27 protein-coding genes are annotated in these 26,174 nt (G+C 68.1%); 10 read left to right on the forward strand and 17 right to left on the reverse strand.

The window, feature by feature from the left end; all coding sequences use genetic code 11:
- Positions 1-3 precede the first annotated feature (3 nt).
- Together FKO37_RS14560 and FKO37_RS14565 are read right to left on the reverse strand one after the other, a co-directional pair.
- Complete coding sequence (locus tag FKO37_RS14560) at positions 4-792, reverse strand: molybdenum cofactor biosynthesis F family protein (protein ID WP_037817778.1); 789 nt, start codon at positions 790-792, stop codon at positions 4-6.
- 10 nt (positions 793-802) lie between these two features.
- Positions 803-2,674: a primary-amine oxidase gene (locus FKO37_RS14565; protein ID WP_238604659.1), complete on the reverse strand. Its 1,872-nt coding sequence runs from the start codon at positions 2,672-2,674 to the stop codon at positions 803-805.
- Positions 2,675-2,815: 141 nt separating this feature from the next.
- Between FKO37_RS14565 and FKO37_RS14570 the strand changes: the two genes are divergently transcribed.
- Genes FKO37_RS14570 through FKO37_RS14580 form a run of 3 tightly spaced genes read left to right on the forward strand, consistent with a single transcriptional unit; the run spans position 2,816 to position 4,825 of the window.
- Positions 2,816-3,532: an SDR family NAD(P)-dependent oxidoreductase gene (locus tag FKO37_RS14570; protein ID WP_238604660.1), complete on the forward strand. Its 717-nt coding sequence runs from the start codon at positions 2,816-2,818 to the stop codon at positions 3,530-3,532.
- Between the two features lie 15 nt (positions 3,533-3,547).
- Positions 3,548-4,345: an SDR family NAD(P)-dependent oxidoreductase gene (locus FKO37_RS14575; RefSeq protein WP_238604661.1), complete on the forward strand. Its 798-nt coding sequence runs from the start codon at positions 3,548-3,550 to the stop codon at positions 4,343-4,345.
- Positions 4,346-4,360: 15 nt separating this feature from the next.
- The gene (locus FKO37_RS14580) at positions 4,361-4,825 is read left to right on the forward strand and encodes a hypothetical protein (protein ID WP_238604662.1); all 465 of its coding nucleotides are present in this window, start codon (positions 4,361-4,363) and stop codon (positions 4,823-4,825) included.
- A gap of 284 nt (positions 4,826-5,109) precedes the next feature.
- On the opposite strand, the gene FKO37_RS14585 is transcribed toward FKO37_RS14580, so the two are convergent.
- Positions 5,110-5,796, reverse strand: a complete 687-nt coding sequence (locus FKO37_RS14585) for a TetR/AcrR family transcriptional regulator (RefSeq protein WP_238604663.1) — start codon at positions 5,794-5,796, stop codon at positions 5,110-5,112.
- Between the two features lie 70 nt (positions 5,797-5,866).
- On the opposite strand from FKO37_RS14585, the gene FKO37_RS14590 reads away from it, so the two are divergent.
- Positions 5,867-6,622, forward strand: coding sequence for an SDR family oxidoreductase (locus tag FKO37_RS14590; RefSeq protein WP_037817784.1), 756 nt, complete (start codon positions 5,867-5,869; stop codon positions 6,620-6,622).
- 23 nt (positions 6,623-6,645) lie between these two features.
- Positions 6,646-6,975, forward strand: coding sequence for a nuclear transport factor 2 family protein (locus tag FKO37_RS14595; RefSeq protein WP_134664930.1), 330 nt, complete (start codon positions 6,646-6,648; stop codon positions 6,973-6,975).
- Between the two features lie 46 nt (positions 6,976-7,021).
- Here the strand turns inward: FKO37_RS14595 and FKO37_RS14600 are convergent, their stop codons facing one another.
- The 12 genes from FKO37_RS14600 to FKO37_RS14655 form a co-directional block, all read right to left on the reverse strand.
- Positions 7,022-7,717, reverse strand: coding sequence for an ABC transporter ATP-binding protein (locus tag FKO37_RS14600; protein WP_037817788.1), 696 nt, complete (start codon positions 7,715-7,717; stop codon positions 7,022-7,024).
- The gene (locus FKO37_RS14605; protein ID WP_134728861.1) at positions 7,714-9,432 is read right to left on the reverse strand and encodes an ATP-binding cassette domain-containing protein; all 1,719 of its coding nucleotides are present in this window, start codon (positions 9,430-9,432) and stop codon (positions 7,714-7,716) included. Before FKO37_RS14605 ends, FKO37_RS14600 begins: the two co-directional genes overlap by 4 nt.
- Entirely contained in the window at positions 9,419-10,279 is an 861-nt protein-coding gene (locus FKO37_RS14610; RefSeq protein WP_037817791.1) for a branched-chain amino acid ABC transporter permease, read from the reverse strand. The genes FKO37_RS14605 and FKO37_RS14610 overlap by 14 nt, the downstream gene beginning before the upstream one ends.
- 30 nt (positions 10,280-10,309) lie before the next feature.
- A complete protein-coding gene (locus FKO37_RS14615; RefSeq protein ID WP_238604664.1) occupies positions 10,310-11,488 on the reverse strand; it encodes an ABC transporter substrate-binding protein in 1,179 nt (392 codons plus the stop codon).
- A gap of 96 nt (positions 11,489-11,584) precedes the next feature.
- Complete coding sequence (locus FKO37_RS14620; RefSeq protein WP_238604665.1) at positions 11,585-11,971, reverse strand: nuclear transport factor 2 family protein; 387 nt, start codon at positions 11,969-11,971, stop codon at positions 11,585-11,587.
- Between the two features lie 11 nt (positions 11,972-11,982).
- Positions 11,983-12,750: a MoaF C-terminal domain-containing protein gene (locus tag FKO37_RS14625; RefSeq protein WP_238604666.1), complete on the reverse strand. Its 768-nt coding sequence runs from the start codon at positions 12,748-12,750 to the stop codon at positions 11,983-11,985.
- Between the two features lie 154 nt (positions 12,751-12,904).
- Entirely contained in the window at positions 12,905-13,849 is a 945-nt protein-coding gene (locus tag FKO37_RS14630) for a helix-turn-helix domain-containing protein (RefSeq protein ID WP_037817793.1), read from the reverse strand.
- A gap of 80 nt (positions 13,850-13,929) precedes the next feature.
- A complete protein-coding gene (gene hpaD / locus FKO37_RS14635) occupies positions 13,930-14,982 on the reverse strand; it encodes a 3,4-dihydroxyphenylacetate 2,3-dioxygenase (protein WP_037817795.1) in 1,053 nt (350 codons plus the stop codon).
- Positions 14,979-16,487 (reverse strand): 5-carboxymethyl-2-hydroxymuconate semialdehyde dehydrogenase, encoded by a 1,509-nt coding sequence (hpaE, locus tag FKO37_RS14640; protein ID WP_043836409.1) that lies wholly within the window; start codon positions 16,485-16,487, stop codon positions 14,979-14,981. Before hpaE ends, hpaD begins: the two co-directional genes overlap by 4 nt.
- A 2-nt stretch (positions 16,488-16,489) precedes the next feature.
- Positions 16,490-17,434, reverse strand: a complete 945-nt coding sequence (dapA, locus tag FKO37_RS14645) for a 4-hydroxy-tetrahydrodipicolinate synthase (protein WP_037817798.1) — start codon at positions 17,432-17,434, stop codon at positions 16,490-16,492.
- 15 nt (positions 17,435-17,449) lie between these two features.
- Positions 17,450-18,124 carry a GntR family transcriptional regulator gene (locus tag FKO37_RS14650; RefSeq protein ID WP_037817800.1) on the reverse strand — a complete coding sequence of 225 codons (675 nt, stop codon included), beginning with the start codon at positions 18,122-18,124 and terminating at the stop codon, positions 17,450-17,452.
- A complete protein-coding gene (locus FKO37_RS14655; RefSeq protein WP_238604667.1) occupies positions 18,112-19,557 on the reverse strand; it encodes a fumarylacetoacetate hydrolase family protein in 1,446 nt (481 codons plus the stop codon). The genes FKO37_RS14650 and FKO37_RS14655 overlap by 13 nt, the downstream gene beginning before the upstream one ends.
- A gap of 246 nt (positions 19,558-19,803) precedes the next feature.
- On the opposite strand from FKO37_RS14655, the gene FKO37_RS14660 reads away from it, so the two are divergent.
- The 4 genes from FKO37_RS14660 to FKO37_RS14675 are packed head-to-tail and all read left to right on the forward strand — an operon-like array spanning position 19,804 to position 22,820.
- Positions 19,804-20,481: an SAV_915 family protein gene (locus tag FKO37_RS14660; RefSeq protein ID WP_238604668.1), complete on the forward strand. Its 678-nt coding sequence runs from the start codon at positions 19,804-19,806 to the stop codon at positions 20,479-20,481.
- A gap of 2 nt (positions 20,482-20,483) precedes the next feature.
- Positions 20,484-20,831 carry a hypothetical protein gene (locus tag FKO37_RS14665; protein WP_037817805.1) on the forward strand — a complete coding sequence of 116 codons (348 nt, stop codon included), beginning with the start codon at positions 20,484-20,486 and terminating at the stop codon, positions 20,829-20,831.
- A 10-nt stretch (positions 20,832-20,841) separates the two neighbouring features.
- On the forward strand, positions 20,842-22,089 hold the full coding sequence (locus FKO37_RS14670; RefSeq protein ID WP_238604669.1) for a hypothetical protein: 1,248 nt from the start codon (positions 20,842-20,844) through the stop codon (positions 22,087-22,089).
- A 17-nt stretch (positions 22,090-22,106) separates the two neighbouring features.
- A complete protein-coding gene (locus FKO37_RS14675) occupies positions 22,107-22,820 on the forward strand; it encodes a hypothetical protein (RefSeq protein WP_051729414.1) in 714 nt (237 codons plus the stop codon).
- Between the two features lie 106 nt (positions 22,821-22,926).
- Here the strand turns inward: FKO37_RS14675 and FKO37_RS14680 are convergent, their stop codons facing one another.
- Positions 22,927-23,994: a P1 family peptidase gene (locus tag FKO37_RS14680; protein ID WP_037817809.1), complete on the reverse strand. Its 1,068-nt coding sequence runs from the start codon at positions 23,992-23,994 to the stop codon at positions 22,927-22,929.
- Positions 23,991-24,602, reverse strand: a complete 612-nt coding sequence (locus tag FKO37_RS14685) for a TetR/AcrR family transcriptional regulator (protein ID WP_238604670.1) — start codon at positions 24,600-24,602, stop codon at positions 23,991-23,993. Before FKO37_RS14685 ends, FKO37_RS14680 begins: the two co-directional genes overlap by 4 nt.
- 164 nt (positions 24,603-24,766) lie before the next feature.
- Between FKO37_RS14685 and FKO37_RS14690 the strand changes: the two genes are divergently transcribed.
- Positions 24,767-26,161, forward strand: coding sequence for an APC family permease (locus FKO37_RS14690; RefSeq protein ID WP_134664913.1), 1,395 nt, complete (start codon positions 24,767-24,769; stop codon positions 26,159-26,161).
- The last annotated feature ends 13 nt before the right edge of the window (positions 26,162-26,174 follow it).

Consider the following 26,174-nt stretch of genomic DNA (forward strand, 5'->3'; position numbering starts at 1 on the left):
GGGTCACTGTCCAGCGGGGTCGTAGTCCGGCGAATAAACAGTGTTGCTGAGCAGCCGGCCGTACGCGCCGAAGGTGAAGTGCGTCGGCGACTTGCCGTCCTCGCCCAGTCCGAACAGCGAACCGTGCGACCGCAGTTCCCGCACGTTCCGGTGGTCGGCCACGGTCACCGACGCGCACGGGATGACCTTCTCGCGCCAGGTGAACACGTAGATCCCGGGCCGGATCTGGTAGACGGAATTCTCGTCGGTGTCGGCGAGACCGCGCTCCGGGCCGGAAAGGCACTGCCAGGTGTACCAGTGCGGGGTGAGGTAAACGTGCTCGTACGCGTGCTCTTCGCTGTAGACCCACTGCACGCGGCGGCCGATCAGCGCGGTGCTGGGCGCGATTTCCTCGCCGTGCGCCTCGCGGCCCTGGATGGTCGCAGGACGGAACCTTTGCGTCACGCGGGGAAGTCCGTCGCCGATCGTGCTCGTGACGACGAGCGCGCGGCCCTGGCGCACGTCCAGCAGCAGGCTGTACGAGGTTTCCGCGCCGGGGTGGAACTGCACGTAGAACAGTCCGGCGTCGACGAGGAACGTCTCGGAAGCGGTCTCGCCGGTGGCGCCGTCCTCGTTCCACGACGCACGGTCGCCGGTGAAGCTGATCGAGAACGTGCCGCCGTCGGCACAGTCCAAAGTGAACGACTGGTTGTCGAGATCGTCCACAGTGGCCGCTTTGTTGGCGTCGAAGCCGGGGGCGAGCCCGTCGAGCGGGAGCCAGGTGGAGGTGTCGGACAGATTGGTCGCGGGCATGGAGCCTTCCTCAGTGTTCGCAGTGGCCGTGGGCGGCCGAGGGCAGGTCGAGTGCCGGGTTCCGGTCGCAGAACCCGTAGGGGCGCACCATGAATCCGGAGTAGTCGACCGGCATGACCGGCCAGTCCTCCGGACGCGGGATGTGCGTGGGGCCGAAGACGTGCCACAGCACGACGTCGGTGTCGCTGACGGAGCGGTCGGCCGCCGTCCACGCGGGCAGACCGGCTCCGCCCGGGTGCGCGTTGGGGCGGTCGCCCGCCGGGAAGCGCTCGTCGGGCGCGTAGGGCGTGACCCACAGGTGGTTCGTGGCGAACGTCGCGCGCTGGTACACCGTCGATTCCGGTTGTGCCATCAGGGTTGCCGACGGCCGCGGCACGAGCTGGTACGCGGTCGGCGCGCCGAGCCGGTTGGTGTGCTCGGTGCTACGGACCTCCCACACTCGCGCGGTCGCGGGGTTCGCGTGCCGCTTCGCTTCCTGTTCGGTGCGCAGTTCCGTGGCTTTCCAGGTGAAGGCGTTGCCATACGGGTTCTTTTCGCCGACCGGAATGCCGACAGCGTCCACTTCGTACACAGAGTTGCGCTGACCGTCGACGGCGAAGTCGAGCCGCGCGCAGAATAGGTGCTGGTGCACCGGCGCGAACAGGCCGGGCGCGATTTCGGACGCGTGCGGACTCGCGGACCCCGGCTCGCCGGCGCCGGAGAAGACGATCCCGGTCGCCTTGGCTTCGCATTCGATGGTGCCGTCGAGGTAGAGATACCAGAAGAACCCGTAGTCGTAGTTGCCGATGGTGGAGATCGACGAGATCACCAGCCGGCGCGAACGGCGGACCTCGGCCTTGCCGTCCAGATCTGTGTGCTTCCAGAGGATCCCGTAGTCCTCCTCGTGCATGCAGATCGCGTTCGGCACGCGCACCGGCTGGCCGTGGTCGTCGGCGAGGAAGGCGTCGAAGTAGTGGATCACGCCGAGGCAGTCGCAGCCAAGGCGCAGGCTGTTGCCGTTCTTGCCGAGCAGGTATTCGCCGGCGTCGAAGTAGCTGATCCAGAACCGGCCGATTGACGTATCACCGTAGGGAACAACCATCTCAGGCACCGACGCGCGGTACAGCACCGAGCGGTCCTGGAAGGTCAGCTGGTGCAGGGTCAATCCCTCGCGAGCGTTGAACCCGACGCGCAGCTGCCAGCCCTCCCACGTCACGAGCGAGCCGTCGACCTGGAAGCTCGGGCCTTCCGGCTGGGTGATCTCGATCGGCTTGAGCGTCGTGCGCGCGGGGTGGTGCCCGTACCGGCCGGAGTCCTCCGGGACCGGGGTGTCGCCCTCGTCCTCGACCCGCAGGACGCGCTGTTCGGTCAGGTTGAGGTGCGCGACCAGGCCCTCGACCGGATGCGCCCACGGGCTGTCGGTGTCGTCCTCGCGCAGGAAGGTGAGCGAACGGATGACCCGGCCGGTCTCGTCCTCGCGGCCGAAATAGCCGGGGGCGAGCGGCGCGCAGAACGCGTGCTCGATGCGGTCGCCGAGGCCGCGGCGCTCCATGGCCGCCCGCCATTCCGGCGAGGCCTTCGTGACGGCCTCGGCCAGGTCATACTCGTCGAAGAGATACGGGGGCTGGCCCTCGCCGCACTTCTCGTGGCTGACCAGCGCCCCGGCGGTCACCGACACGACCGCGTCGGCCGATTCGCCGGTCGCGGTGTCGAGCAGGGTGAACTGGATCCGGCGGTCGGCCGGGGCGCCGGCCAGCACGGCGGCCTTGTCCGGCTCCACCGGGAGGACCTGCGGAAACCGCGTCGTCTCGGTGATCAGCCCCTGTGCCTCCAGCACGGCCCGGCCTGCGGCGAGCTCGTCGGCGGTCAGCGGGTCAAGGGGGTGCGGGTGTGCGTTGCTCATGGTGTCCCTTCGCGCTCCTCGCCGCAGTGTTCGCGGTGCCCCGGGGACAGCGGTAGCCGGGACCCGGGGTCGTGCGGTCGCTGACAACAAGGATGCACTCGTTGCCAATCCCCGCGGGCGCCGTTGCTGCAGGATTGCCGGATGCGACTCGACCTCGACGGCAAGGCTGTGCTGATCACCGGGGCTGCGTCCGGGATCGGGCTGGCCTGCGCGCGGGCGTTCCTGGACGAGGGCGCGCGGGTCGGGATCCTCGACCGGGTCCGGCCGCCGTCGCTGCCGGGGGACGTCGTCGCGGCGCGGGCGGACATCACCGACGAGGACCAGGTCGCCGCGGGCGTGCGGCTCGTGGCGGAGTCGTTCGGCGGGATTGACGTGGTAGTCGGCTGCGCTGGGATATCAGGACCGGTCGGACGGCCGCTCTCCGAGACCAGCGCGGCGGACTTCACCTCGGTGATGGCGGTGAACGTGCTGGGCCAGTTCCTGGTCGCGAAACACGCTCGGCCGTGGCTGGCGGACGGGAGCTCGATCGTCTTCCTGGCCAGCGATTCGGCCTTCGTGTGCGCGCCGGGGATGGTGCCCTACTGCGCGTCGAAGGGCGCGGTGGTGTCGTTGACGCGGGCGTTGTCGGTCGAGTTCGGCGGCGTCCGGGTCAACTGCGTGTGCCCGTCGGTGGTGGACACGCCGATGGCGCGAGGGGATTTGGGGGACCTGCTGGACGAACCGGGGTTCCCGGTCCAGGCGGCCGGGGAGGTCGCCCAGCAGGTGGTGTATCTGGCTTCCGCGCTGGCGCGGACGGTGAACGGACAGGCCTTGCTCGCCGACTTCGGCTATTCGGCTCGGTCTGGGTTTCCTGCTTGAAAGGGAGAAATGACGATGGCAGACACGCGGGTCGTGGCGATTACCGGCGGAGGGACGGGCATTGGGGCTGCGGTTGCTCGGCGGTACGCCGGCGAAGGCACACAGGTCGTGGTTCTGGGCCGGCGGCGCGAGCCGCTGGAGAAGGTCGCTGCGGAGACTGGCGCGCACGTGATCGCCGGCGACGCCAGCGTCCGGGAGGACGCGGAGGCGGCGATCGCGGAAATCGTCGAAAAGTTCGGGCGGCTGGACGTGATCGTGGCCAATGCCGGCGGGCACGGGCTGTCTTCGGTGGTGGACACCGGCGACGAGGAATGGGAGATCGCGCTTCGGTCCAATTTGTCCAGTGCGTTCGTGTTCTGCCGCGCTGCGTTGCCCTCTCTCGTGAAGAGCGGCGGCCAGGTCGTCATCGTTTCTTCGCTGGCCGGGTTGTTCGCCGGGCCCAATGTCGCCGGGTACACGGTGGCGAAGCACGCGCTGATCGGGCTGACCCGGTCTATCGCTCGGGATTACGGGCCGCGCGGGGTGCGGGCCAACGCGGTGTGCCCGGGCTGGGTGCGGACGCCGATGGCGGACGGGGAGATGGAACAGTTCGCCGAGGCGGCCGGGTTCGACGGCGGGCACGACGAGGGGTACCGGCGGGTGACCGCCGAGGTGCCGCTGCGGCGTCCGGCCGAACCGGAGGAAATCGCTTCCATCGTGCGGTTCCTGGGCTCGTCGGAGTCCTCGTACATCACCGGGGCCGTGCTGGTCGCGGACGGCGGGGCGCACGCGGTCGACTTGCCCACCTTGGCCTTTGAGCGCGCCGGGATGTAGCCCGATAATGGCCGGATGACGTTCGAGGGGGACTGGGCGGAGAAGACCGCGACGGCCAACCAGCGGTTCGCGGACAAGGCCGTCGAGATCGCCCGGGAAGTCGAAGTCCTGCTCGGCCGGGAGGCCATGACCTATCCGCGACACCCGGTCGCGCGCGCCCGCGAGGCGCTCGCCGACCGGGTGTTCGCGCTTCTGGCCGCGGCGCGCGACGCCAGCCAGACCTTCTACAACGTCGACCAGGTGCCGGTGGCGATCGTCTCCGACGGTTACGGCGACGACTGGGTCGAGAAGGTGGCCGACGCCGCTGGCACGCTCGCCGCCGCGATGGCCCGGGCCGCGACCGTGCTCACCGGGGTGGTGGGCGGCGAGTTCAAGGACGCCGACACGAAACAGTGGTTCACCGGCGTTCTGGACGATGTGCGCAACGCCGCCGCCGAAGTCCTCCGCGAAGCTGCCAGCCGTCCCGATCAGGCGACGTGACAAGGACAACGCAAGCCGCGGTCCGCGCGCGATTGCTGGGGCACGAAATCCGGCGGTTCTTCGACATCGCGGTTCTTCGACGTCGACTGCTGGGTGCTCGGAGCCACCGCCGAGACGTCCGATCGGTACCTCGACCTGACGATGCGTTCGTGGCGCGACCGGGGCTGGGCGACGGAGTTCCTCGCGGAGCCGCAACGGATACCTCAGCATGGCGGGGACGACGCCGGTCTTCGCCGCGGACTCGCCCGAGGGCGATCCGTTTCCCAGCCGGATCGATCGTCGCGTCAGCTTGATTCCGCCAGGGTCCGCAGCCATTTCGTGAGCAGCTGGGTTTCCGTCGCGCCCAGAATCTCCGGGTTCGCCGCGGCATGCTCCAGCACGCGGTGGATTTCGGCGGACCGGTCCCCGGTCGCCGAGGTGCCGGTGATCGCGGCGATCGCGCCTTCCCGCACCGCCACGGACAGCGGGCGGTCTTCCTCGGCGAGGATGATCTGCCGCAGCGTGACGCCGATGTTCGCCACCAGGATGTGCGCGGCTGCCTGGTCCGGCGGGACCGTCAGGCGGCCCTGGTCGGCCGCCGCCTTGGTCAGCGCGCGCAGCATCGCGCTGGGGCGTTCTTGCGCCTCGGGGGCGTGGCCGGGGTGCACCTGGCCGTACATGAGCGTGTAGAAGCCGGGGTTCGCGATTCCGAACGCGACGTGGGCGTCCCAGCCGTCGCGCAGGTCCTGGATCGGGTCGCCGGACGGCTCGTGCGCGCCCTTCTCCGCGAGGTACAGGTCGAAGCCGCGCTCGACGACCGCGTCCAGCAGGCCCTGTTTGCTGCCGAAGAAGTGGTACAGCGTCGGCATTTTCACCCCGGCTTGGGCACAGATCGCGCGCAGCGAGATGTCCTCGCCCGGCGTCGCGGCGACCTGTTCGGCGGCGGCGTCCAGGAGCCGGGTCCGTGTATCCGCGTTCGCAATCTGTGTCACACCGCTATGGTAGCCGCTATTGCACTGCTACAGTGATACATATCAGCGATAAAGAGATGGAGGGGTCCTCATGACCGACCACACCCTCAAGGGCAAGAACGTCCTGGTCGCCGCCGGGGCGAAGAACCTGGGCGGGCTCATCAGCAGGCAGGCCGCCGAGGCCGGCGCGAACGTGGCGATCCACTACAACTCCGAGTCGACCCGGCCGCAGGCGGAGGAGACGCTCGCCGCGGTCGAGGCGGCGGGCGGCAAGGGCGTCGTGCTCACCGGCGACCTCACCGTCCCGGCGAACGTGGAGAAGCTGTTCGCCGACGCGGAGGCCGCGCTCGGGAAGATCGACGTCGCGGTCAACACGGTGGGCAAGGTGCTGCGCAAGCCGATCACCGAGACCACCGAGGACGAGTACGACTCTATGTTCGACATCAACTCGAAGGCGGCCTACTTCTTCATCAAGGAAGCGGGCAAGAACGTCGCCGACGGCGGCAAGATCATCACGATCGTGACCAGCCTGCTCGCGGCGTTCACCGACGGGTACTCGACCTACGCGGGCGGCAAGAGCCCGGTCGAGCACTTCACCCGCGCCGCGGCCAAGGAATTCGCCCCGCGCGGGATCTCGGTCACCGCGGTCGGGCCCGGCCCGATGGACACGCCGTTCTTCTACGGCCAGGAAACCCCGGAACGGGTGGAATTCCACAAGTCGCAGGCGATGGGCGGGCAGTTGACGAAGATCGAGGACATCGCCCCGATCGTGTCGTTCCTCGCGACGTCCGGCTGGTGGATCACCGGGCAGACTATCTTCGCCAACGGCGGCTACACCACCCGCTGAGCAACGACAGCAAGGGAAACGCCATGTCCGAAGTGGAGATTCCGGAACCGGTGGCGTCGTTCGTCGACGCGGTGAACCGGCACGACGACGCCGCGTTCCTGGACGCGTTCACCGAAAAGGGCGTCGTGGACGACTGGGGCCGGTCGTTCGCCGGGCGCGCCGAGATCAAGGGGTGGAGCGACGTCGAGTTCATCGGCTCGCGCGGCGTCCTGACCCCGGAGGAGGTCACGGTCTCCGGCGGCACCGTCACCGTTGTCGGGGATTGGCGCAGCAATCACGCCAACGGACGGTCGAAGTTCGTCTTCGCCGTCGAGGGCGACCGGATCGCCAAGATGACCATCCGGGAAGGCTGACCGGCCGGGGCGTGGGCGTCCCACCGCGGAACGCCCACGCCCCGGGTCAGTTGGTGCCCAGATACGCCTGGTGCAGCGTGTCCGGCTGGTCCAGCAGGGGCTGCGACTCCCCGGCGTAGGTGACCCTGCCGGACGAAACGACCACGGCTTCCTGCGCGACTTTCAGCGCCAGGTGGGTGAACTGTTCCACCAGGAGGATCGCCGCGCCCGCGTTGGCGAATTCGGTGACCGCCGGGAGAAGCCGGGTGAAGACGGCCGGGGCCAGGCCGAGCGACATCTCGTCGATGAGCAGGAACTTCGGTTTCGCGGCGAAGGCCCGGCCCAGCACCACCATCTGCTGCTCGCCGCCGGACAGCAGTGCGGCGGGCGAGTTCTTGCGTTTCTCCAGTTCCGGGAACAGGGCGAGGACTTCTTCCACGCCGGCCGGGGTTTTGGCGGTCAGGCGCAGGTTTTCCAGGACGGTCAGGCTGGCGAACACCGCCCGTCCCTGTTCCACGTGCGCCAGTCCGAGCCGCGCTCTGGCTACCCGCGAATGTTTCGTGACATCGGTATGTCCAATGTGGATCGCTCCGGATGCCGCCGGGATCACGCCGGACAGGGCTTCCAGCAGACTGGTCTTGCCCGCTCCGTTGGGGCCGACCAACGCGGTGATCTTGCCCGGTTCCAGTGTCATTCCGACGTCGGCGATGACTGGGCCCGCACCGCGCGCGACGGTCAGGTTCTCGATTCGCAGCGTGCTCACAGCATCTCCGTTTCGCCAAGGTAGGCTTTCAGAACCGCCGGATCCGCCAGCACTTCTGCCTGCGGGCCGCTCGCCAGCACCTCGCCGAAGTCGAGCACGGTCAGCGTGTCGCAGACCGACCGGACCAGGTCCAGGTCGTGTTCGATGATCAGCACCGAGACGCCGAACCGGGCCGGGACCTGCCGCAGGCGTTCGCCGAACGCGACGTGTTCCTCGTGCGGGAGACCCGCCGCCGGTTCGTCGAGGAGCAGCACCTGGGGCTTGGCCATGAGGTGGCCGACGACTTCGACCAGCCGGCGCGCGCCCACGTCGACGCGGTCCAGCGGCGTCGCGGCCGGCGGGCAGCCGAAGAACTCCAGCGCGGCAGCGACTTCGGCGGCATCCGGGCGTCGGCGGGCGACGAACCGGACGTAAGCCTCGATGGTCAGGCCCGCGGGGACTCGGTCTTGCTGGAAGGTTCGGCGCAGGCCGGAGCGGGCTCGTTGCGTCGGATTGCCGGTGAGCGGACGGTCGGCCAGTTCGACGGTTCCTTCCGCTTGCGGTAGGAAGCCGCTGATGGCGTCGACCAAAGTGGACTTTCCCGCGCCGTTCGGGCCGATGACGCCTAGGACTCCGCCCTTCGGTACGGCCAAGTCCACTCCGGACAGTGCCTTCACTTGTCCGAAGGTGACACTCAGGCCCCGGACCACCAGTACCGGCTCGCCGGGCGGCAGCCGCGGAGGTTCTTCGCCCAGCGCAGTGATCTGAACCCCAGCGCTGGCCCTCGATCGACGCCGCCACAGCTCGCGGATCGCGGTGCCGAGGTTGCCGCGTCCGGCCAGTGCCTGGATGCCCAGGAGACCAAAGATCACGTAACCCCAGTCTTGCGGGACTCCCCACCGCTTCAACAGCTCTGGTACGGCAACCCAGAGGACAGCACCGAACACTGCCATATCAATCAGGTGCGCACCGGACATGATTGCCAGCACGTACAACGCCAGCGATTGCAGCGGGGCGAAGCTGGTCGGGAACGCGAACCCGACCTGTGCGGTCAGCAGGCCGCCGCTGATACCGCCCAGAGTGGCGCTGACCGCGAAGGCCGACAGCTTGGCCGTACGAACGCTGGCGCCTGCCGCCGCGGTACCGCGCTCGGAGAACGCCACCGCGGCCCAGCTGCTGCCCCACGGACCGCGCCGGAGGAAGTGCACGAGCAAGGCGCAGACGATCAGGACGATGATGCACATGAGGAAGTACGCGTTGTCGTCGGCCACAAAGGACGGACGGTCCACCGAGACGCCGTCCGTGGTGCCGGGGAACTGGATTTCCACCAGGGTGACGTCGGCGGCCGCGGCCAGGCCGAGCGTCACCACCGCCAGGTTGATCCCGCGCAGGCGCAGCGCCGGGAGTCCGATGAGGACACCGACGACACCGGCGGCGAGACCGCCCAGCAGCAGCCAGAAGAAGAAGCCGCCGGGGGCACCGGCTTTGTTCAACGCGGAGACGACCCACGCGCCGATCGCGCCGAAGGTCAGCTGGCACAAGGAAATCATTCCGGCGCTGCCGGTGACGACACCTAAGCCGAGCAAGGCGATCGCGGCTACGACGACGCTGACGCCGAGGTAGGCGAAGTAGCCGTTGAGACCGACGGTCAGGCCGATTCCGACCAGCACCGCGACCACCGCGACGACCAGTGGGGTTCCGAAGCGGGACACTGCGCCCCGGTCAGCGAGCTGCATCCCACACCTCCTTGCGCTGAGACCACACGAGCAGGCCGACGATGGCCAGGAACGGGACGAAATTCCGCACTACCGAAAGCTGGTCGACCTGCGCGAGCGCGCCCTGCAGCATGCCGAGAACGAGTCCGCCGACGACGGCGAGGTCCAGCCTGCGGAACCCGCCGAGCAGGGCCGCCGCGGCCGCGGGCACGACCAGCATGGACAGCGAGGTGGCATCGTTCGATTGGGACGGCGCGACGATCACGATGATGACCGTGCTGATCAGCCCGGTGGCGCCCCACACGGCGGCACTGAGACGTTTCGCGGGGATACCTAACAGCTCAGCTGTCGTCGGGCGTTCCGACAAAGCACGCAGTGAGATACCAACGGGCGTCTTTGTCAGGATCAGCCGCGCGGCGAAGGCGATCACCACCGCCAGCACGACGGTCACGACCGTCACCTGGCTGATCACCACCCCGCCGACGGTGAACGCCGGGCCGGCCAGCAACGCCTGGAACGGCTGCGGTTTGTTGCCGAACAGGATGAACGACAACGAGATCAACAGCAGCAGCACCGCGACAGTGACCGCCGAGCGGGTGCCGGTGCCTGCTTCGGCGAGCCACGTCGAGACGACCCAGCCGATCAGCACGCTCAGCACTCCGCCCAGCAGCACGCCGAGCACCACCGCCAGCCACTCCGGCAGTCCGCCGTGGACGGACAGCGCCACCCCGACGTAACTGCCGAACATGCCGGTCGCCGCCTGCGCGAAGTTGACGACCCGGACCAGCCGCGACATCAGCGTCAGGCACACCGCCAGCACCGCGTAAAGCCCGCCGGCGGCGAGCCCGGCCAGCGCTCCCTGCACCATTGCAGTCTCCTCTTTCCAGAGCGGATCGGGTCAGCGCCGCGGAATCCGCAGCCAGTCGGTACCGGCGATCTCCCACCGGTTCGTGCCCGTCGCGAGCTTCACCGGCCAGCCCGCGATGTTGTCGTGGTGCGTCTGTCCGGGGCCGAACACGTACGGCGTGCCGACCATCGGATCGGAGATCGGCTTCATTTCGCGCAGCGCCTTCGTCACCGATTCCCGCGTGATGTCGCCCGGCATGCCTTCCAGCACCTTCAGGAAGTACTTCGCCGCGAGATAGCCGCCCTGGCTGAACGAGGTCAGCGGAATGTTGTTGCGAGTCATGAGATCCCGCCACTCCTTGGTGCGCGGGCTCGACGGATCGGTGAACGGGTAGAACTCGGCGGGCACGTAGACGCCCTTGCCCGCGTCGGAAACCGCTTTCGCGTACTGTTCACTGTAGACACTCGTGAGCAGCAGCCAGGTCACGTCTTTCCAACCTTGTGCCTGCGCGGCTTTCAGCTGGCCGATCGAGTCGGGCTCCACCGGGTTCACCGTCACCGCTTTGCACCCGGCGGCACGCGCCTTCACGATGTAAGGCGTGTAGTCGGAACCGTTGTACGGCACGGTCGCGTCGACGTACTTCAGTTTCTTGCCGGTGATTTTCGACCATTCGTCAATGGCCGCGCGGTAGTATGGCAACGTGTTCCCGGCGATTTCCAGCAGTGCGCACATGTCTTCCAGGTGCAGCACTTCGGAGCCGTACAGCAGGGTCAGCGTCATGTCGTGGAACGGCCCGACGTTGGCCGGCCCGATGTTCGGGCTGGTGAAGCACGACGGGTCGACGCCGATGCCGGAGATGGAGAGGACTCTTTCCTGCTGGTAGTACTTGGCGTTGATCTGGCATTCGATGAGGCTCGACGAACCGACCAGCGCCACCGCCTGGTCGCCGCCCACGATTTCGCGGGCCGCGGCCGCCGCGGCGGCGGGGTCGCCCTTGTCGTCGATGGCGTGGTATTCGATCTTGCGCCCGTGCACGCCGCCCGCCGCGTTCGCCGCGTCGAAGACGGCCTTGGCGGCCTGGGAGGATTCCGGGAAGGTGGCGGGACCGCTCAGCGCGTTGACCGAGCCGACCACGATCGGTCCGTTCGGATCGGCGGTGCCCGCGCAGCCCGCCGCGACCAGCGTGACGAGCACGGCCGACGCGAGCGCGGGCAGGAACTTTCTCATCATGGCTCGGCTTTCCGGTCCACAGTGACCAGAGGGGGAGGGGAGAGAGAACGGGGGCGGTGCCGGGGGAAGGACCGGCACCGCCGTGGCGCGGCAGGCTCAGTCGGTCGCCGCGGCGACCGGTGCGGAATCGACGATCTGCTCGAAGCTCGCGACCTTGTCGCCGTCGAACTTCCACACGTGCGCCACGCGCGCGGTGAAAGCCTTGCCGGACTTGCGGTTCTTGCCGGTGTAGGTGCCGAGCCCGACGATCGAATCACCGGCGTCCAGCAGCGCGGACAGGGAGAACTGGTAGCCGTCCCAGTCGCGGGCGATTGCCTCGAAGACGTTGCGCCGTACCTCGTCCGGCCCGGTGTAGGTGCCCGCGTAAGGGAATCCGGCGGCCTCGGTCCAGGTGGTCTCGGGGCCGATCGGCGCGAGCATGCCGTCGAGGTCGCCGCGGTCGCTCGCCTCGTAGTGCGCGGTGATCACGTCCAAATTGGACACAGGGAAACTCCTTAAACGGGCTGGACGTCGGGGTAGCTGATCGAGCCGAGCGGGTAGATGTGCCCGCCCGCGCGGGAGTGCTCGGACCGGCCGTCGCCGGTGATGCCGAGGAAAACGCCGGTGGTGCGCAGGTCGTAGCCGAGGTCGTGCAGCCACACGCTGGCCACCGCGATCCGGAACTCCCGGAAGCAGAACAGGTACAGGCCGTCGGCGAACTTCCAGACAGTCGACATGTCCACGTCGCCGTGCCCGCGCTGCACGCCCTCGACGCACTGCCAGCAGTAGCGTTCGGAGGAAAGGTAAACGTGCTCGTACAGGTGGTTCGGGCTGTAGCGGTAGACGTTGCGCTTGCCGATGAGGTCCCGCGACGGCCCGGGCACGTCCCCCGTCGGCTCGCCGCCGTCGGTGGTGCCGGCGTGGAAGGTCTGCGAAACCCGCGGCGTGCCTTCGATGTCCTCGTCGCCGATCACCGACCGGATGGTCATCGCGCGGTGCGTGGTGGTCGAGTAGACGATTGTGAGGGCCTCGCCTTCGACGCTCGTCAGCGGCAGATTCACGAAAAAGACGTCAGGACGCACGGCGACCGCGTCGTACGGGTCCTCGATGCCGTTGAGCGTGAGCCGTTCGCCGTCGAGGAACCGCAACTCGAGCTTCGCGCCGTCATCGAGCGTGACGGTGAGCTCCTGCCCGGTGAGGTCCGCGTTGGGCAGCCGGTAGGTGTCGATCCCGGCGGCGAACTCGTCGTAGGTGCGCCATTCGTCTGGGGAAGGGTCGGACATGCCCATCATGCTCGCCGCGCTCCGGCCCGGGAGCGAACGTTCGTGCGCTGGCGGGCAACTGCCGGACGCTCGCGGTCAATACCAGCGGCTTCGAGGCGAAACGGCAACGGCGCCCCCGGTGATCGGGAGCGCCGTGGATGGTGTGGGAGCCGGGTCAGCCGCGGGCGCGCAGCTCACTTGGCGACTGTGCGAAGGCCGCCCGGAACACCCGCGAAAAGTGCGCCGCGTCGACAAATCCCCACCGCGCCGCGATTGCCGCCACCGGACGGGCCGCCAGCAACGGATCCCGCAGATCCCGGCGGCAATGCTCCAGCCGCCGCTGCCGGATCCACCCAGCGACGGTCGTCCCCTGCTCCTGGAACAACCCGTGCAGATGCCGCGTCGAAATGTAATGCTCCGCGGCGATCTGCGCCGGACCGAGATCAGACCGCGAAAGATTGGCGTCGATGTAACTGCGGATCCGCCGCATCAGGTCGTGGTGCGGGTCGGCCGCCGTGCGGTCCAGGTCGAGTTCCGTGGCCAGCATCGTGGTCAGCAGGTCGACCGCGTTGTGGGCCAACCGCACGCCCACCGGGCTCGTCAGCACGTCCAGATTCCCGCCCAGCTGCGCCAGGAACGGCACCACGACGTTGCCGACGCCCTCGCGTCCGGACATCCGCACCGCGGTGAGCTGACCAACGAGGTCGCGTGGCAGGTCAACCTGCTGCTGCGGGAACATCAGCACCAGCGTCCGGAAATTCTCTTCGAACACGAGAGAGTACGGCCGGTTCGTGTCGTACAGCGCGACGTCGCCGGGCCGCAGCACGGCTTCGCGGCCGTCCTGGGTGAGAATGCCGGTGCCGGCCAGCATGACGCTCAGCTTGTAGCACGGCCGGTCGGCGCGGGCGATGAGTTCCGGCGTCCGCTCGACGGCGTGCGGGGACGCGGTGATCTCGGTGAGCGCGATCTCGCCCGCCTCGTGCGTGCGGAGCCTGCCGTGGAACCGGTCGCGGTGCTCGGTGCTCACCTGCAGCGGCACGAACGATCGCAGGACAGCGGACCGGAACTCCGTGAAGTCCTGCGCGACCGTGGTCGGCGTCTGCAAGATAGCCGTCATCATGTCACCTCTCCGTCGAAGTGCCGGTACCGCTGCGTGCCCGGGGAAGGGACCTGGCGTCCCTTCCCCGGACGGGACGCACCTTAGACCTGTTCGCCCAGTTTGAAACCCTGGTCGGCCCCGTCGGCGCGGGTGTAGGAGAACCCGTCCGCGCCGATGGTGACGTCCATTTCCTTCGTCTCGGTGCGTTCCTCGACCGGCTGGAGCTTCCCGTCCAGGTCGAGCACCCGCGAGGCCTCGGTGTACCAGCTCGGCACCACCGGATTGCCCCACCAGTCGCGGCGCTGGTTGTCGTGCACGTCCCAGCTGATCACCGGGTTGTCCGGGTCGCCGGTGTAATAGTCGTGGGTGTAGATCTCGATCCGGTGCCCGTCCGGGTCACGCACGTACAAATAGAACGCGTTCGACACGCCGTGCCTGCCGGGACCGCGCTCGATCTGGTCCGATTTCCGCACCGCGCCGAGGTGGTCGCAGATGTGCAGGATCTGGTGCCGCTCGTGCGTCGCGAACGCGATGTGGTGCAGGCGAGGGCCCGCGCCGCCGGTGAGCGCGACGTCGTGCACGGTCGGTTTGCGGAACATCCACGCCGCGTACACGGTGCCCTCGTCGTCCACGATGTCCTCCGACACCCGGAAGCCGAGGCCCTCGTAGTACTTCCGCGCGGCCGGGACGTCCGGCGTGTTCACGTTGAAGTGGTCCAGCCGCGACAGCGCGCCCGGGCCGTGCACGTCGTAGCGCTGGGTGAAGCGCTCGACGTGTTCGGCCTCGTAGAAGAACTCGATCGGGAAGCCGAGCGGGTCCACCACGCGCACCGCTTCGCCGATGCCGCGCGTGGTTCCCGCCGGGACGCGGCGCACCTCGACGCCGAGTTCCCGGTAGTACGCCTCGGCGACGTCGAGTTCGCCCTCGCCGCGCACGCGGTACGCGAGCACGGCCAGCGCCGGTTCCGCGCCCTTGCGCAGGATCAGAGAGTGGTGCAGGTATTCCTCGAACGCGCGCAGGTATATCGCCTGGTCGTCCTCGTATGTCACGACGAGGCCGAGAACGTCCACATAGAACTCTCGCGACGCTTTGAGGTCGCTGACGATCAATTCCGCGTAGGCGCAGCGGATGACGTCCGGCGGGGTCGTGGTCATGCCTTGTCCTTCCCGGCCCCGAAGCGCGCCGTGTGCACGTCGCCGAGCGTGATGTGCACGGCCTGCTGTTCGGTGTAGAAGTCGATCGAGCGGTAGCCGCCTTCGTGGCCGAGGCCGGACGCCTTGACCCCGCCGAACGGCGTGCGCAGGTCGCGCACGTTGTGCGAGTTCAGCCAGACCATGCCGGCGTCGATGCTCTGCGCGAAGTTGTGCGCGCGGGTCAGGTCGGCGGTCCAGACGTAGGCGGCCAGGCCGTACTTGACGTTGTTCGCCAGCTCGAGAGCTTCTTCGTCGGTGTCGAACGGGGTGATCGCCACGACCGGGCCGAAGATCTCCTCCTGGAAGATCCGCGCGTCCGGCTTCACGTCGGCGAACACCGTCGGGGCCACGTAGTTCCCGGTGTCCAGGCCCTCCGGACGGCCGCCGCCCGCGAGCAGTTTCCCTTCCGTCTTGCCGATTTCGATGTAGCTCATCACCTTGTCGAAGTGCTCCGGGTGCACGAGCGCGCCGACCTCGGTGGCCGGGTCGTGCGGGTCGCCGACCACGATGTTGCGGGCGCGTTCGGCGTACCGGGCGCAGAACTCCTCGTAAATCGGGCGCTCGACCAGGATCCGGCTGCCCGCCGTGCAGCGTTCGCCGTTGAGCGAGAAGACGCCGAACAGCGTGGAGTCCAGCGCGGCTTCGAAGTCCGCGTCGGCGAACACGACCGCCGGGGACTTGCCGCCCAGCTCCATCGACATGCCCTTGAGCCCGGGCGCGCAGTTGCGGAAGATCGTTTCGCCGGTGGTGGTTTCGCCGGTGAACGAGATCAGCCGGACGTCCGGGTGCTTGACCAGCGCGTCGCCCGCTTCCTCGCCGAGGCCGTTGACGAGGTTGAACACCCCGTCCGGCACGCCCGCCTCGCGGAAGATGTCCGCCCACAGGCTCGCCGACAGCGGCGTGAACTCGGCGGGCTTGAGCACCACGGTGCAGCCGGACGCCAGCGCCGGCGCGAGCTTCCAGCTCTCCAGCATGAACGGCGTGTTCCACGGCGTGATCAGCCCGGCGACGCCGACCGGCTTGCGGTTGACGTAGTTGACCTGGCGGCCCGGCACCTTGTAGGTGTCGTCGGCCTGCGCGACGATCAGGTCGGCGAAGAACCGGAAGTTCTCCGCCGCGCGCTGCGCCTGGCCGAGCGCCTGCTTGATCGGCAGGCCGGTGTCGAAGGTTTCCAGCTCGGCCAGCTGCTTGTCGCGGCTCTCCACGAGATCGGCGATCTTGTTGAGGATCCGGGCGCGCTGGCGCGGCAGCATCTTCGGCCACGGGCCGTGGTCGAACGCCTCCTTCGCCGCGGCGACGGCGAGGTCGATGTCCTCGGCCTTGCCCGCCGAAGCCGTCATGTACGGCTTGTTGGTGACCGGGTCGAGCACCTCGAAGGTCTCGCCCGAGACGCTGTCGGCCGGCGCTCCGCCGATGTAGTGGCGGATGTGCTCCGGCAGGTTCTCCGGAACGTAGTGCGCGGTCATGGTCACTTTCCTTCCACGGTGAAGCCGTCGACGGGCGAGAGGTACTGCTCGCCCTGGCGCATCAGTTCGGTGATCCGGGCGATGCCCGGTTCGGTCGGGGTGATCAGCGGCGGGCGCACGAAGCCCGACTTGATCAGGCCGCGCTGCTCCAGCACCCACTTGCCCGGCGCCGGATTGGTCTCGACGAACAGCAGGTCGACCAGCGGGTGCAGGCCGTAGTGGATCTCGCGGGCGCGGTCGAAGTCGCCCTCGGTCCACGCGCGGTACATCTCGGCGCTGGCGGCCGGGGCGATGTTCGCGGTGGCGCTGACGAACCCGGTGCCGCCGAGGGAAAGCAGCGGCAGGCACAGCAGTTCGATGCCCGACCAGACGAGCAATTCCTTGCCGCACAAGTGCAGTACGCGGGAGAAGTGCTCGAAGTCCTTAGTGGTCTCCTTGATCCCGACGAAGTTGTCGAAATCGCGGAACAGCCGCGCGACCGTCTCCGGCGCGAGGTCGACCGACGTCCGGCTCGGCACGTTGTAGGCGACGATCGGCAGGTCCGGGAATTCCTTCGCGACCGTGGCGTACCAGCGGTAGAGCGCTTCCTGGGTGGGCCGCGCGTAGTACGGGGTGATGATCAGCGCGGCGTCGATGCCCGCGTCGCGTGCTTCGGAGGTCAGCTCCAGCGTCTCGTCGAGCTTCGCCGAACCGGTGCCGGGCATGAACGGCACCTTGTCGTCCACCGCCTTGGCGACCGTGCGGATCGTCTCCGCGCGCTCGGCCAGCGTCATCGCGCCGGGCTCGCCGGTGGAACCGCCGATCGAGACGCCGTGCGAACCGGACGCGAGCTGCCAGTTCACCAGGTTGGCCAGGCTGTCGTGGTCGACGGCGCCGTCGGCGGTGAACGGGGTCATCAGCGGCGCGATCGAGCCGGTGATGGCGTTCGGGGTACTGCGGAACCTCATGGGGTGGGGTCCTTCCTAGGGAGCTTCGGCGGGCGGGGCGGCCCGCCGGTCGAGGTAGGCGTCGAGGGTTGCGGTGCGGTGCCGGCGCGCGGCCAGTTCGAGTTCCAGCGGGTCGGCGTTCTGCTCGATCAGCACCAGCAGTTGTTCGTGTTCCTTGACCGATTCGTGCGCGCGGCCCGGGACGAAGCTGAACGTCGAATCGCGCAGCGACGCCAGCCGGTGCCAGCCGCGGTGCACGAGGTCGAGCACGTGCGGGTTCGGGCACGGTTCAAAGAGGACAGAGTGGAACTCTTGGTTCAGCTCGGTGAACCGGTGCGGTTCGAAGTTTTCCAGCGACAGGCGCATCTGCTCGTTGACCGCCCGCGCCCGTTCGATGTCCTCAGTGGACAGTTTCGGCGCGGACAGCGAGGTGGCGAAACCTTCCACCAAGGCAAGCGTTTGCATGGTGTGCTCGTAGGCGGTCTCGTCGACCATCACCACCTGCGCGCCGACGTTCCGCTCGAACGTGACCAGCCCTTCGGCTTCGAGCAGCCGGATCGCCTCGCGCACCGGGACGACGCTGACGTCCAGTTCCTTGGCGATCTGCCCCAGCACCAGGCGATAGCCGGGACCGAAGGTCCGGTCCGCGATCCGGTCCTTGATCCAGCGGTACGCGCGCTGGGATTTGCTCTCGCCTGCTACGGGCGCCACTGGGCGTACCTGGCCTTCCAGTGCTCGTTCATCGGGTAGAGGCCGTCGACGCTTTCGCCGTTCGCGACCTGCTCCGCGATGAACGTTTCCTGGCGTTCCTGCTCGATCGCCGCGTCCGCGATCTTTTCCACCAGGTGCGGCGGAATCACCAGGACGCCGTCGGAATCGCCGACAATCACGTCGCCCGGCTGAACGGTCGCGCCGCCGCACGCGATGGTGATGTCGACGTCCCACGGAACATGGCGGCGACCGAGCACGGCCGGATGCGGGCCGGAGTGGTAAGTCGGAATGTCCAGCGCTGCCACCGCAGCCAGGTCACGAACGCCGCCGTCGGTGACGATGCCCGCCGCGCCGCGGACCTGGGCACGCAGCGCGAGGATGTCGCCGATCGTGCCGGTTCCCTTTTCTCCGCGGGCTTCCATCACCAGCACGTCGCCGGGGTTGAGGGAATCGATGGCGCGTTTCTGGGCGTTGAAGCCGCCGCCGTGGGATTTGAAGAGGTCCTCGCGGAACGGGACGTAGCGGAGCGTCCTCGCGCGGCCGATGAGTTTCGTGTCCGGACGGGTGGAGCCGAGGCCGTCGATGGAGACGTGGTTGTAGCCGTTCTTGCGCAGCTGGGCGGAAAGCGTTGCCGTGCCTACGCTGGTGAGCTTGGTCTTGAGTTCCTCGGTGAGCACGAATTCCGCCGGGAGCCCCGCGGATTCCCGGTCGCTGTAAGCCTGTTCGCGCTGGTTGTCGTCGATTTTGGGCTGAGCGCTGAACTCCGGCAGCGGCGTAGTGCCCTCCACGACCGGCGTGACCAGCCGCCCGGTCGTCAGGTCGCCGTGGCTGACCTCGACCTCGACCGTGTCGCCCGGCTGCACCACGGACGATCCCGCCGGAGTCCCGGTGAGGATGACGTCGCCGGGCTCGAGGGTGCTGAGCTGGGAGAGGTCGGCGACGAGGGTGCCGAAGTCGAAAATGAGGTCCTCGGTGGTGTCGTCCTGGACGAGCTCGCCGTTGACCCAGGTGCGGACGCGAAGCTTCCGAGGGTCGACCTCCGCGGCCGGAATGGTCGCCGGACCGAGCGGAGTGAACCCGTCGCCGCCCTTGGAGCGGAGGTTGGAACCACCGTCGGCGTGCCGCAGATCGTATACGCCAAAGTCGTTGGCGGCGGTGACGCTCTCGACGCAGCCCCAGCCCTCATCTGGGCTGACGCGGCGGGCCTGCTTGCCGATGATCAAGGCGATCTCGCCCTCGAAGGCAAGGAGCTCGGTACCCGCAGGGCGCTCGATCGGGGTGCCGGAGGCGCTGATGGACGTCGCGGGTTTGACGAAGTAGGAGGGCTTCGCCGGGATCCTGCCGCGCTGCTTCGCGCGGGACGGGTAGTTCAAATGAAGCGCAATGACCTTGCCCGGCCGCTCCGGCGGGGTGGTGCTCGATACGGGACTCATGGGGGTTGACCTGCCCGGATGTCGTCGGGAGAGGAAGATATCTCAAAAGATATACGATCCTGACCGGTTGGGGCAAGGGGTCGCTTCTGGGCTTGCCTGGTAACGCCTGCGGGCGTGTCCCCGGGCATCCCCGCTGGTCAGACGTGTTTATCCAGCGTTGACTGTTTGCGACCTGCTGACAATCCCTTGCTTCGGCCACTACAGTGACGGCGCGAGCACGCACAGTTGTGCGGGCAGGGGGTGAAGATGGCGGGTCACTCTGACGCGTCCAACGTCGTCCAGGCGCTAGTACGCCTCGACGACGTGCCGGAGCGGTTGCCGGAGCTGGTGTTCGTGCTGGTCATCCTGGGTCCAGAGGGGCAGCCGGGCAGGCTCGAAGTCCGTCGCACCACGCGGAACGAGTCAGCGGTCGCGGCGTATTCGTCGATCGATCGGCTGGTCGATGCCTGCGGGAGCGGACAGCCGTGGGCGCAAGTCGCTCGCGACCGGTTGCTCGAAGCATGCCGCGAGCTGGGAATCGGCATCGTGGCGTTCGATGCCGTGCTCGACCTCGCACCGCGGTATCCCGAGATCGACAGCCGGGACCAGCCTCCGCTGGAGCCGGTCCAGCCGCTGGACGACCAGGACGGCTTCCTCTACGTGCCTTCGAGGCCGGTCCGGGCCGGCCAGCAGATAGTGGAACTGGAACTGCAGCCGGCTCGCAACGGCAGGCCGGTGCTCCTGGCCTACACCTCGCCGGAGCTGCTGGCCGCGGGGTGCGGACCGTATCAACCCTGGGTCGCGATCAACGGCGACGAGCTCGAAGCCGTCGCGGACGAGGCGGGAGCGCACGGGGTATTGCTCAACCCCGTGCTCGCCGAAGAGTCCCGGCACGCCGCTCCCGTGCGCGATTGGACGTCTCGGCCCGCGATCGGAGGGGAATAGGCATGTCCGCGCCCTATGGGGACACGACCGGTTACAGCTTCACCGAAGGAGCGCTCAAGAGCATTGCCGGCCAGCTCCGCGATGCGGAGAAGGCACTCGACGGCGTCACCTCGAACGTCGTGCGGGGCGTCGACGCGGGTGCGTCGTCCGCGATTGTCGGGACCGTGCTGGACGACCTGGTGAAGATGGGCGTCGGCGCGGCTGGCGCGGCCGGTGGTGCGGCGGAGAAGGTGCACGCCGCCAACGGTGCCTACGACGACATCGAAAACACCCACGCCGGGCAGCTCAAGCTCAATGACAAACACGCCGACGATCCTGATACACAGAGGGAAACGCACGTCCACGGCTGAGAGGGGCAGCATGGGGCAAGCGCTCAACACCACGGTGAACGGCTCGTCCGGCACCTGCGTCGCTGCCGCGGACTGGCTGCACACCGTCGCCGAGGCAGGACATCGAGCCGCCGGGAACGTCCGTGCCGCACGCAGCGGTGCCGAGGCGGGCTGGCACGGGCCTTCGAGCCAGTCGTTCCAGGAATCGATCGCCAACATCGACGTCGCCGCGGACGACATGGCGAACTGGGCCGCGACTGCCGAGCGCGGCCTCCGGGAGTTCGCGTCGTCGCTGGACGCGGTGACAGCCCGGATGAACGAAGCACTCGCCCAAGCGCACGCAGGCGGGTTGCGGGTCGACGGCCCGTTCATCGTCGAGCCCGATCCGATCCCCGCGAACAAGCCCGGCACTCCGGTCGAGGTGTGCACCGCTGGCGGCGCGACCCGGGCGGTCGGCACTTACCAGGGCGACATCAAGCAGTACAACACCCTTGTCTTTCAGTACAACGGCAAAGTCGCCGCCTACAACGAGTGCAAAGCGATCGTCGATGCGGCACGGACTGCCGAAGGCAATGCGCACCAAGCGCTCCAGCACGCCCTTCAGCCGCCGTCGGGACGGCTCGACATCGACGCCTACGTGGTGGGGACAACTACGATCGCCCGGGTCAACGGCTACATCAGTTCGTTCGAAAACCCCCGCAAGGAAGCGCTTCTCAACGCCCAGCGTTCCGCGGCGAGCGCGCAGTTCTTCGATGATTGGGCGCACGGCACGCGCGTCAGCCTGACCGCACTCAACAAGGAGGACCTCGCGTGGGCGGCCGACAAGGCGCGGGACAACAAGGCTGCATACGAGACACGGGCGCGGCAGTTTCAGCAGTATGTCGACAAAGTTCCGGAGCCCGTGCGCAGAGCTATCGCCGCTTACCCTGGAAAGGGCAAGTACCACGTCTTGCCCGAAGAAGCGGGAGCAAGCCTGAAAGCCGGCCAGAAGCTGCTCAAGGGAATGCCGTACGTCGGCAGCGCGCTCACCGTGGTCAACGAGGCTGCCGGAGCAATGAGCGGTGAGCAGTCCTGGGGCAAAGCTGTCGCTGATTCGGGCGGTCTGATCGTCGGAGGCGCGGCAGGGGCGGCCCTCGCCGGTGCGGGGGCGAGTGCGGCCGCGGGTGCTCTCTTCGGCACCCCGTTGGGCCCGGTCGGTTCTTTCGTGGCGGGCACAGCCGGCGGAATCGCCGGTGCTGTCGGGGGTCAAGCTGTCGCTGACTGGCTCGTGCCGAAATAATCAAGGAGCCGGATTCGATGACAGATTCAGCAGAGGCCGACGACCACGTGATCGATGCGCTTCCACCACGACCGGACCGGGAGACAGGCGAGCCGTTTCCCCCGCACGGTCTGAGTTACTTTCGCGGCGGGGAAGCATCCTCGGAGCACGATGCCCACCGGGAGAGCAGGCTGGCGCATCGTCCGGACCCGCCGCCTGGCCTTGGCCCCGTTCTCGCCTGGCATCGGGAGAGCCGCCGCGGGAAAATCGCGCTGATCCTGACCAGCGCGGCCATCCTGATCGCCGGAACCTTGGTCATCTCCTTGTTCCACCGAGGAGGACTCGGGATCTTGACGGCGTGGCCGATCTGGGCAGTTATCGTCGTCGCCGTTTTCTTGATCTCCAGCCCGTTCAGTTACTTCACTTATGCGGCGGGCGCGGACTGGCTGATGGTCGAGCGCACACGGTGGGGCGTGAAGAGCCGGGCCTGGATAGATACCTACGAGCTGACGAAGATAGACGCGGCGTACGGCGGGACGACCTTCCATCTGTGGCTGTACGACAAAGACATGGGACTGACTCGCAGCAGCGAAGAACTTCAACGCGATCGGCGAATCTGGGATCTCGTGTACAACGGCATCCTGCACTCGGTCGCGAACGGGGCCCAGGTGAGCAATCAAGCGATCGGCATCTTGCAGCTAGGCAAAACGCCAGCGCTGAAGATGCGGGACGCGGAGCACCCTGACCGGTGACGTGGGACTTTCCTCGACAGCAGACGGTTCCCGACCCGAAAGCCCCGGCTCGCCCGGACGCGGCGCGTACCCAGCCAAGCGCCCAGGCGAGCCCGCCGCGCCTGCTCTAAGCCCCCCACCTCGCCAAGGGAAGCGCCGGAACCCGGTGCCCCCGATGCCCGGTCATCTCCTCGTTCGCCACCAGCGCGTTCAACACCGCCTCCTCCACCGCCTGCACCACTGCCTCGAAGAACGGGTCGATAGCACCCCACGGCACGAATCGCATGCTCTCGTAAGGTTCGTCGTCCGGTCGGGGGAAATGGCTGGTCAGAGCGCCCGCGTTGGCTGTGCTGAACGCCAGGAACAGATCGCCCGAGAAGTGCGACCCGGTGGTTCCGGTGCGGGCCAGCCCCAAAGGCACGCGACGGGCCAGCGCAGTGCACTGACCAGGCAACAGCGGCGCATCCGTCCCGATCACCACGATCACCGAACCGGCACCGGCAGGGGCTAGCCAGCTGGTGTCGGCCATGGGGTTGTCGTCAGCGAGTTCCGCGCCCAGATGCGAACCGGCCACGGTGAGTTCCGGGCGGCTGCCGAAGTTCGCCTGCACCAGGGCCCCGACTGTGTAGCTGTCCGACCCATGCGCGACGACCCGTGACGAAGTGCCGGTTCCGCCCTTGAAGCCGTAGCAGGTCATGCCGGTGCCGCCGCCTACCGAGCCCTCCGCGATGGTGCCGGTGGTGGCCGCGTCGATGGCGGCTACTGCGTGGTCGGTCCGGATGGTCGGGGCGTTGACGTCGTTGAGGTACCCGTCCCACGTCTCCGCGACCACCGGCAGCAGCCACTCCGCCGCGGCGTCCGGGCGTTCGCGGACTACCCAGTCGATCGTTCCCCGGTGACACTGCCCGACGGAGTGCGTACTGGTGATCAGCACCGGCAGGGTCAGCGAACCCGTCTCGGCCAGCCAGGCGCGGCCGGTCATTTCTCCGTTGCCGTTCAACGAAAAGGTGCCCGCGGAGCACGGCACGTCGAACTGGGAACGGCCGCGCGGCAGGATCGCGGTGACCCCGGTCCGCACCGAATCTCCTTCGATCAGGGTGGTGTATCCGACCTCGACGCCTGGGATGTCAGTGATCGCGTTGTGCGGGCCGGGCTTGCCGCCGAGGGCCAGTCCTAGGTCGCGGGCGCGGGTCATGCGGGGTCCTCCAGGGAGCATCGGGTCGAAACGCGGGCATAAGACAAGACCGCGGTCTCGGCGACGGATCGGTCGAGCGGCGGAACGGCTTGGGTCAGGTGCAGGCCGTAGCCGTCTTCGAGGGTGACGAGGTTGCGGGCGATGGTGACCGGGTCGTCGGTCAGGTCGAAAATCCCGGTCGCGGCACCGGCTTCCAGGATGCCGACGTAGCCGCGCACCTGGCGTTCGTACAGGGCGATGTGCCGCGCGGCGTAGGCCGGGTCGCGGCGGGCGATGGTGCCCAGTTCGTACAGCAGCACGCACAGTTCGTCGTTCTTGCCGTTGGGCAGTCCGCTGCCGATCATCGCGCGCAGCCGGGCGCGCGGGTCGGCCTCGGCGGCGACGGCGGCTTCGCGCTCGACGCAGAAGCGTTCGACAGCCTCCTGCTGCACGTCTTCGAGCAGGTCGCTCAGGGAAGGGTAGTAGTACAACAGGGAACCCGGCGACATGCCGGCGTGGTCCGCGACGTCGCGCAGCTTCAGGTTCAGCACGCCGCGTTCGACGACCGTGTGCCGCGCCGCGGCCACCAGTTCCGCCCGCCGCTCGGGGGCCTTGCTCGGTCTTGCCATGCCTTGATTCTTTGAATAAATCTCGAAAAACGCAACCCCCGATCCGGATCGAGACCGGCGAAGCCTTGACGTAGCGGACGTGAGGGCCTTAGCTGAACGCCCGGCTGGTTATTTGAGTTCCATTCAAACAACGTACTTGAGCAACGACTTGATGGAGGCCAGCGTTGTCCACCCCCGTCTTGCGCCGCGGGTTGCGCACCCTCGGCATGCTGCTGATCACGCTTTCCGCGATCAGCCCGGCGTCCTCGGTGTTCGTCATCGCACCGGGCGTCCTCACCGGCGCCGGATCGGGCGCCTTCTACGCCTTCCTCGCCGCCGCCGTGGTCGGCGTGTTCATGGCCTTCGTGTACGCCGAACTGGGCTCGGCCTTCCCGAGCGCGGGCGGCGAGTACACGATCGCCGCCCGCACGCTGGGCAAACTGCCCGGATTCATGGTGCTGGGCATCATGATCGTGACGCAGGTGCTGATCGTCGCGGTGATCGCGCTCGGCGTCGGCACCTACCTGAGCGTGGTGCTGCCTGGCGTCTCGCCCGCGGTCGTGGCGTCGGTGACCTGCGTGCTCGCCGCCGTCGTCGCGGTGTTCGACATCAAGCTGAACGCCTGGGTCACCGGCGTTTTCCTTGCGGTGGAGCTGCTGGCGCTGGCCGTGGTCGCGGTGCTCGGGCTGGTCAAGCCGGCCCGTCCGTTCACCGACCTGCTCGCGCATCCGGTCGCCCCGGGCGGCGGTCCGGCGACGATCAGCGCGGTGATGATCGCGACGGCGATCGCGATCTTCGCCTACAACGGCTACGGCTCGGCTGTCTACTTCGGAGAGGAAACCAAGGACGCCGGCCGCGGGGTGGCGCGCGCTGTCCTCATGGGACTCGGGGTCACCGTGCTGGCCGAGCTGATCCCGGTCACCGCGGTGCTGATGGGCGCACCGGATCTCGGCACATTGTTCAGCTCTCCCAACATGTTGTCGTACTTCGTGCAGTCCCGCGGCGGCAGCACGCTCGACACCGTGCTGAGCCTCGCGGTCGCGCTCGCCATCATCAACGCGGTCCTCGCGATCGTGCTGATCAGCTCCCGGCTGGTGTTCAGCAGCGGCCGCGACCGCGCCTGGCCGAAGGCGATGAACCGCGCGCTCGCCGCGGTGCACCCGAAGTTCGGCACTCCGTGGGTCGCGACGCTGGCGACTGGTTTCATCGCCGCCGCACTGTGCTTTGTGGACCCGCAGATCCTGACCGTCGTGACCAGCACGTCGATCGTCGTCGTGTACGCGGCGCTGTGCCTCGGTGCCATCCTGGGCCGCCGCTCCGGTGCGACGGCGGGGGCGAAGTACCGGATGCCCGGATTCCCGATCGCGCCGGTGGTCGCGCTGGTCGCACTGGCATTCGTGCTGTACGTGAACGCGACCGACCCGGTGATCGGACGGCCGAGTCTCATCGTCACCGCGGCGATCGCGTTGCTGGCCTTGGGGTACTACCTCGTGGTGCTGCGCCGCCGCGGCGGTTGGCAGTTGAGCGAAGCGGTGGAGGAAGAAGAGGACGCGCCCGCGCCGGTGCGGGAGACCTCGTAAGCCGCGGCTGGAC

The organism is Amycolatopsis sp. Poz14, assembly GCF_006704225.1.
Classification (GTDB): domain Bacteria; phylum Actinomycetota; class Actinomycetes; order Mycobacteriales; family Pseudonocardiaceae; genus Amycolatopsis; species Amycolatopsis nivea.

Bases quoted from the DNA above. Each gene is read 5' to 3' on its own strand.
- FKO37_RS14680 (WP_037817809.1), bottom strand. From the start codon at position 23,994: ATGACCCGCGCCCGCGACCTAGGACTGGCCCTCGGCGGCAAGCCCGGC.
- FKO37_RS14665 (WP_037817805.1), top strand. From the start codon at position 20,484: ATGTCCGCGCCCTATGGGGACACGACCGGTTACAGCTTCACCGAAGGA.
- FKO37_RS14595 (WP_134664930.1), top strand. From the start codon at position 6,646: ATGTCCGAAGTGGAGATTCCGGAACCGGTGGCGTCGTTCGTCGACGCG.
- FKO37_RS14675 (WP_051729414.1), top strand. From the start codon at position 22,107: ATGACAGATTCAGCAGAGGCCGACGACCACGTGATCGATGCGCTTCCA.
- hpaD (WP_037817795.1), bottom strand. From the start codon at position 14,982: ATGACCACGACCCCGCCGGACGTCATCCGCTGCGCCTACGCGGAATTG.
- FKO37_RS14580 (WP_238604662.1), top strand. From the start codon at position 4,361: ATGACGTTCGAGGGGGACTGGGCGGAGAAGACCGCGACGGCCAACCAG.
- hpaE (WP_043836409.1), bottom strand. From the start codon at position 16,487: ATGACCGCGCACTACGTTCCGGAGAACCTGCCGGAGCACATCCGCCAC.
- FKO37_RS14685 (WP_238604670.1), bottom strand. From the start codon at position 24,602: ATGGCAAGACCGAGCAAGGCCCCCGAGCGGCGGGCGGAACTGGTGGCC.
- FKO37_RS14615 (WP_238604664.1), bottom strand. From the start codon at position 11,488: ATGATGAGAAAGTTCCTGCCCGCGCTCGCGTCGGCCGTGCTCGTCACG.
- FKO37_RS14565 (WP_238604659.1), bottom strand. From the start codon at position 2,674: ATGAGCAACGCACACCCGCACCCCCTTGACCCGCTGACCGCCGACGAG.
- FKO37_RS14655 (WP_238604667.1), bottom strand. From the start codon at position 19,557: ATGAGTCCCGTATCGAGCACCACCCCGCCGGAGCGGCCGGGCAAGGTC.
- FKO37_RS14630 (WP_037817793.1), bottom strand. From the start codon at position 13,849: ATGATGACGGCTATCTTGCAGACGCCGACCACGGTCGCGCAGGACTTC.
- FKO37_RS14605 (WP_134728861.1), bottom strand. From the start codon at position 9,432: ATGCAGCTCGCTGACCGGGGCGCAGTGTCCCGCTTCGGAACCCCACTG.
- FKO37_RS14670 (WP_238604669.1), top strand. From the start codon at position 20,842: ATGGGGCAAGCGCTCAACACCACGGTGAACGGCTCGTCCGGCACCTGC.
- FKO37_RS14575 (WP_238604661.1), top strand. From the start codon at position 3,548: ATGGCAGACACGCGGGTCGTGGCGATTACCGGCGGAGGGACGGGCATT.
- FKO37_RS14560 (WP_037817778.1), bottom strand. From the start codon at position 792: ATGCCCGCGACCAATCTGTCCGACACCTCCACCTGGCTCCCGCTCGAC.
- FKO37_RS14570 (WP_238604660.1), top strand. From the start codon at position 2,816: ATGCGACTCGACCTCGACGGCAAGGCTGTGCTGATCACCGGGGCTGCG.
- FKO37_RS14610 (WP_037817791.1), bottom strand. From the start codon at position 10,279: ATGGTGCAGGGAGCGCTGGCCGGGCTCGCCGCCGGCGGGCTTTACGCG.
- FKO37_RS14660 (WP_238604668.1), top strand. From the start codon at position 19,804: ATGGCGGGTCACTCTGACGCGTCCAACGTCGTCCAGGCGCTAGTACGC.
- FKO37_RS14625 (WP_238604666.1), bottom strand. From the start codon at position 12,750: ATGTCCGACCCTTCCCCAGACGAATGGCGCACCTACGACGAGTTCGCC.
- dapA (WP_037817798.1), bottom strand. From the start codon at position 17,434: ATGAGGTTCCGCAGTACCCCGAACGCCATCACCGGCTCGATCGCGCCG.
- FKO37_RS14590 (WP_037817784.1), top strand. From the start codon at position 5,867: ATGACCGACCACACCCTCAAGGGCAAGAACGTCCTGGTCGCCGCCGGG.